This window comes from Staphylococcus sp. GDX8P54P (assembly GCF_017893165.1).
Taxonomy (GTDB): Bacteria; Bacillota; Bacilli; order Staphylococcales; family Staphylococcaceae; genus Staphylococcus; species Staphylococcus borealis.
The window spans coordinates 1-6,026 of record NZ_JAESMM010000062.1 but is presented as its reverse complement, the minus strand read 5'-3'; the positions used below and the strand labels follow the sequence as shown (position 1 = coordinate 6,026).

3 protein-coding genes are annotated in these 6,026 nt (G+C 26.8%); 2 read left to right on the top strand and 1 reads right to left on the bottom strand.

The genetic code is table 11. The features are described 5' to 3' along the window. Nucleotides 1-148: 148 nt before the first annotated feature. Complete coding sequence (locus KA909_RS12960) at nt 149-757, top strand: recombinase family protein (RefSeq protein WP_037577271.1); 609 nt, start codon at nt 149-151, stop codon at nt 755-757. Nucleotides 758-1,044: 287 nt separating this feature from the next. Here the strand turns inward: KA909_RS12960 and KA909_RS12955 are convergent, their stop codons facing one another. After that, complete coding sequence (locus KA909_RS12955; RefSeq protein ID WP_037577273.1) at nt 1,045-2,556, bottom strand: glycosyltransferase; 1,512 nt, start codon at nt 2,554-2,556, stop codon at nt 1,045-1,047. Nucleotides 2,557-2,676: 120 nt separating this feature from the next. On the opposite strand from KA909_RS12955, the gene KA909_RS12950 reads away from it, so the two are divergent. After that, entirely contained in the window at nt 2,677-5,865 is a 3,189-nt protein-coding gene (locus KA909_RS12950) for a CDP-glycerol glycerophosphotransferase family protein (RefSeq protein WP_210130300.1), read from the top strand. Nucleotides 5,866-6,026: the final 161 nt, after the last annotated feature.

The following is a 6,026-nucleotide window of genomic DNA, read 5'->3' as shown; positions in this document are numbered from 1 at the left end:
AAAAGCAACGCATTTTAATATAGTGCGTTGCTTTTCTCATTTATTAGGTAAAGTCATTCTCATATATCGAATAAAGTGACAGCGTTATTAATTTTATACCATCTTAGATGTATGATTAGGGTGTATATTAATTATGAGGTGAAAATCAATGATTGTTGGCTACGCGAGAGTATCTTCTATAGATCAAAATTTAGAAAGACAACTAGAAAATTTAAAAATGTTTGGTGTTGAAAAAGTTTTCACAGAAAAACAGTCTGGGAAATCTATTGAAAATAGACCGGTACTTCAAGAAGCACTTAACTTTGTGAGAATGGGGGATCGGTTTGTCGTGGAATCGATTGATCGTTTAGGTCGTAATTACGATGAAGTGATTCATACTGTTAATTATTTAAAAGACAAAGAAGTTCAATTGATGATTACTAGCTTACCTATGATGAATGAAGTAATCGGCAATCCATTATTAGATAAATTTATGAAAGACCTAATCATTCAAATATTAGCAATGGTTTCAGAACAAGAACGAAATGAAAGTAAACGTAGACAAGCACAAGGTATTAAAGTTGCGAAAGAAAAAGGTGTATATAAAGGGCGTCCGTTACTTTATTCAGCGAATGCTAAAGATCCTCAAAAACGTATTATTTATCATAGAGTTGTAGAAATGTTAAAGGAAGGCACAGCTATCAGTAAGATTGCGAAAGAAGTGAATATAACAAGGCAGACTGTTTATAGAATTAAACACGACAATGATTTGGTTTAATAAACTTTGTTTCAATGCAACTGAGAGTTTCTCACAGCATTCTAAAACACATATTAATCTTCTATTATGAGATTTTAACAATGAAACAAAAAAAGAGAGATTAAAGATTCTCTCTTTTCTCAATAAGTAAAAATTAATACACATACATTTTTGTATGTGTATTAAACATTCCAAATTCAAACAGTATCTCAAAAACAAGCGTTTTCTTCGAAATTTCAAAATATAATATTTTAGAAAAAAGTATTCTAACTACTCATTTAAGTCAAAATTAAGGTGATTACGTATATTTATAAATTATTTTGATTTATTATATTATTATTTTCAATGAATTCAAACCATTTATTTTTAACACTTTGTTTTGAAAACTTCTCTTCAATTTTTTCTATACTTTTTTTACTCATAACTTTTAGGACTTTTTCATTATTTTTTAGATATGATATTTTTTCAGCTAATTCCTTTATATTGTCTTTGCTAATAATTAAGCCATTTTTATTATTATCAATTATTTCTTGTGGGCCATAGTTAAAATCGTAAGAAATTACAGGAGTTCCGACAGCCATACTTTCCAAAATACCTAATGAAAATCCTTCAGTTTTAGAGGTGGTTATAGAAAACAATGATTCATTATATATTTCTAATGGATTATTAGTATAACCTTTAAATATAATGTTGTTTTCCAGTTTATTTTTTTTGACTAAGGATTTTAAATTTTCTAATTCATCTCCATTTCCATAAATTTCCAATATAAATCCAGGATCATCATTTTTAATTAGGTTTATTGCTTTAATTATATGATCAATTTGTTTTAATTTAACTAACCTAGAAATAACCACAGCTTTGTTTTTTCTAATGATATTATTAATCTCTTTTGAAGGTAAAGTCTGTATACCGTGTGGAATAACTTTTACTTTTTCTGAATAACCATAATTATTTACAATATCCTCTTTTTGTTGGCTTGTTAATACTATTAAAGAATTTATACTTTTAAGATTTTCTAAAGAGGGCATTACAGTTTTAGCTATTTCACCATTTGAGCTTAAATGGTTACTATGCAATCTTACATTCTTACTAACGTTTTTATTTTTTACATCAATCATAATATTATCAGTATTTCTTGCGTCAGAAATTATAATAGGATTGGTATCATTTTTAATAATTTGTTCTATAAAATGTGTTTTTAATTGATTATCATTTTTAAATGAGTGAGTTATTTCATTATTTTGCACTAGGTTAATTCTAGTAGCTCGTCCATTTTCAGGATTGACCCATTTACTCATATAACAGTTACCTAAACTATTATAAAATATCATTTGTCTTGGTTTATTAAAATTATAATCCATATATGATACTTTTCCAACATATCCTTCGTATGTATAAAATTCGGATTTTAAACGATACCGAGAATCACTAAAATAATCTATACCTCTTATTGATTTATCTTCTCGAAATGTAACGTATTTTTTATATAATCCATTTTCATATAACCTAATTGCGTTATTGTTTAGTTTTTCGACAATTGTATTATTATCGATTAAACTTGCATATGTATTATTATATTTTATAGTACTTTTTTCGTTTCTATAATAATCATACATATTAATAATTTTTACTTTTCTATTAAGATTGTAAATGTTATAGATTTCTTTTATAATTTTTGGATAATCTCCATTATAATTAAATGTCAGTATATTTGTATCATACCCCAAATCGCTTAACATGCTCGCTTGTTGTAAATGTGCTTTAGTGAGCCCTCCTCTACCAATATCTAAAGAATTAATTAATAAATATAGTTTTTTCAATTTTGTACCTCTTTTCTATAAAAGTTTTTTTGCTATAACTTTTCAAGGCAACAGCTTATGTATTATAGTTAATTATATTATATGCGTAATATTTATACAATTTTCATGGAGGTCAGTACATTGACAAACATAATACAAGAAGGATCTAATCTTTATATTTCTTTTAATAAAACAAACAAACAAATTAACAAATTGTATTTAAAAAATGAAGTTAATTCTATTTACTATGAACCAATAGACGATGACTTTAACTTTAAAATTGATTTAAATGAAGTAATAAACGTCTTTAAACATTATGAAACGAATAAAATATATTTAGTTGTTGAAGAATCAGATATTCTTTTAACCACTCAAAAAAACTTAAAAGTTAATAACGCGCAAACTACTGTAAGTAATTTATCAGAAGTAATAGATGATGAATATACAATCCATCCTTACATTACAAAAAATGGGTTTTTACATCTTTCAATGGCTGAATATACTCCTTCAAAAGTTTATTTTTCTAGAAGACATATCGATTCATTTAAATTCAACAACTCTGAAGCAAAAATTGAAGGGCAATTTTCGCTTGTTAATGCGACCTTACAAAATGCTTATCTTGTTATAGGAACACGTTTTACAAAAAGAAAAAGAATGATTGATTTACCTATTAATATTATTAAAAAAACTAAAAGATTAACTTACGTAAATTTTTCATTAGATGCTTACCAAGAACTCATTGAATTTATGAAATATCCATTTGAAAATGGTGATGTAATTGATATTTATTTAGAAATTGAGGTTCAAGAATCAAAAGTCCCTATCGAAGTCAAGTTAGGCAACCCTAGGATAATTGCAGAACGTTTTCTTAAAGGAGAAATTATCACTGACTATGAGGGCGAAATAATCTCTATTACCCCTTATTTAACTATGAAAGGACGTAATCTTTCATTTAGAATTAATAGATATACAATAGATAGTTATCTAACTTATATCGAAAATTTAAAAAAACCTAACTTGAAATTGCCGTTCCAAAAAAATCATCAAAAAGTTTGGGTTGTTGGGGAAAAATCTTATAAAGCTCAAGATAATGGTTTTCATTTTTTTAAATATATGCGGACACATTATCCAGAATTACCCGTGTATTATATTATTGAAGAAGATTCTAACGAAGCCCAAAATGTTCTTCCTTTTGGTAATGTCATTTATTACAAATCCCCAGAACACTTCAATATTATGTTACAAGCCGATTATATATGTACAACACATCATCCAGAATTAATATTCCCTACTAATAGTGCAATTTATTCTAAAAAAATTAAAGCTACTAGAGTGTTTTTACAACATGGTGTATTAGGGACTAAAAATTTATCAAATATCAATGGTAATCAACTGAAAGATTTCAATGTAGACCTTTTTATTACAAGCTCTGAGAGAGAAAAGCAGATTGTTGTTAGAGATTTGAAATTTGATAGTGACCAAGTTGCTGTGACAGGTTTAGCTCGTTTTGACAATCTTTTTAATCCAAAAGTTACAACTAAAAATCAAATTTTAATCATACCAACATGGAGAGATTGGTTAACCAACTGGGAACAGATAGAAGATTCAGAATACCTAGAAAGAATAAATCAATTATTAAATAGCTCTAATATTAAAAATATCGTAGATAACGGAAATGAAGTTATTTTCTGTCTACATCCTAATATGCAACCTTTCATTGAATTGTTTAACGTTCCATCGTATATTACAAGCGTTAAACAGGGCGACATCGATGTTCAAAAACTAATCCAAGAGAGTAAATTAATGATAACAGATTATTCAAGTGTTGCTTTTGATTTTAGCTTTTTAAATAAACCGGTCCTTTATTATCAATTTGATAAAGATAAATTTTTAGGTAAGCAACCTTCACATCTTGATATAGAAAATGAATTGCCTGGTACGATAGTTAATAATCAACAAGATTTAGAAAAACAACTAAAAAAGATGATTATGAATAATTATCAAATCGATAAAAATGTTGAAATGAAAGCAAATCAGTTCATAAAATATCGTGATCAATACAACAGTCAAAGGATATTTGAAGTTGCTCAAAATTACAAAACAACTAATCGATTAAAGAGTAAATTCAAATATGATATTTTGTCTCAACATTTATTCAAACGCTTTAGGAAAAGTAAGAAATACTTTAACGTTATGGATAAATATAACTCAGCCATTTCCAAAGTAGTTCCAGTTAAAAAGGACTTGGTTGTGTTTGAAAGTAACGTAGGTAAATCTGTGAGCGATAGTCCGAAAGTTATTTACGATAAATTAAAAGAATATAGTGATGCTTACCAAATTGTTTGGGTAAGTAATCAACAATTTCCATTTAATGATCCTAATGTTATCACAGTAAAACGTTTATCACCGGAATATTATCATTATTTATCCCGTGCAAAATATTGGGTAAATAACCAGAACTTTCCACATTATATTACAAAACCTAAAGATACAATATATATCCAGACATGGCATGGCACTCCACTTAAGAAAATGTTAAATGATGTTGAAAGTTTTGAGGGTAGAGATGCTAACTATAAAAACCGTGTCAACAATGCAATTAAATATTGGGATTATCTGGTTTCACCAAGTCCATACGCATCTAGTTGTTTCAGATCAGCCTTTGAATTCCACAAAGAAATATTAGAAGTTGGCTATCCACGAAATGATATATTTTATAATGAGGATATAGCATATATTAATAATAAAAAAGAAAAAATCAAACAACGTTTAGGTATTCAAGATGAACGTAAAATTATTCTATATGCACCAACTTTTCGTGATGATGAAGTTAATAAAGCTAAAAAACATATCATTAACTTACAAATTGATTTGCAAAAAATGAAAGAACAACTAAGCAAAGACTATATTTTAATTCTAAGACCACATATTATTATTAGTAACGCTTTACAGTTAGATAGTTCTTTAGATAATTTTGTGATTAACGGCAATAGATATAATGATATCAGTGATTTATTCTTAATAACTGATATTTGTATCACTGATTATTCTTCTGTAATGTTTGATTTCGCTAATACAAAAAAACCCTTGCTATTCTTTACTTATGATTTAGAACACTATAGAGATAGTTTACGCGGATTTTACTTTGATTTTGAAAATGAGGCCCCTGGACCTCTTATAAAAACAAATGACTCATTAATAAAATCTATTAAAAATATTGAACAAATTCAGCAACAATATCAAATGAAGTATGAAAAATTTTATGATAAGTTTTGTTCATATGAAAATGGAACAGCTGCTCAAAGTATTGTTCACAAATTTTTTAAATAGTATATAATTATTCTATTAAATAAAATAAAATAAAAACAAGCATAAATCATTTTTAAAAATGATTTATGCTTGTTTTTATTTTTCTATTTCGTGAATATTACCTTCAATATCTTTAATTAATCCCATTTTTTCTAATAAATCTTCTTCAGATTCAATATCGA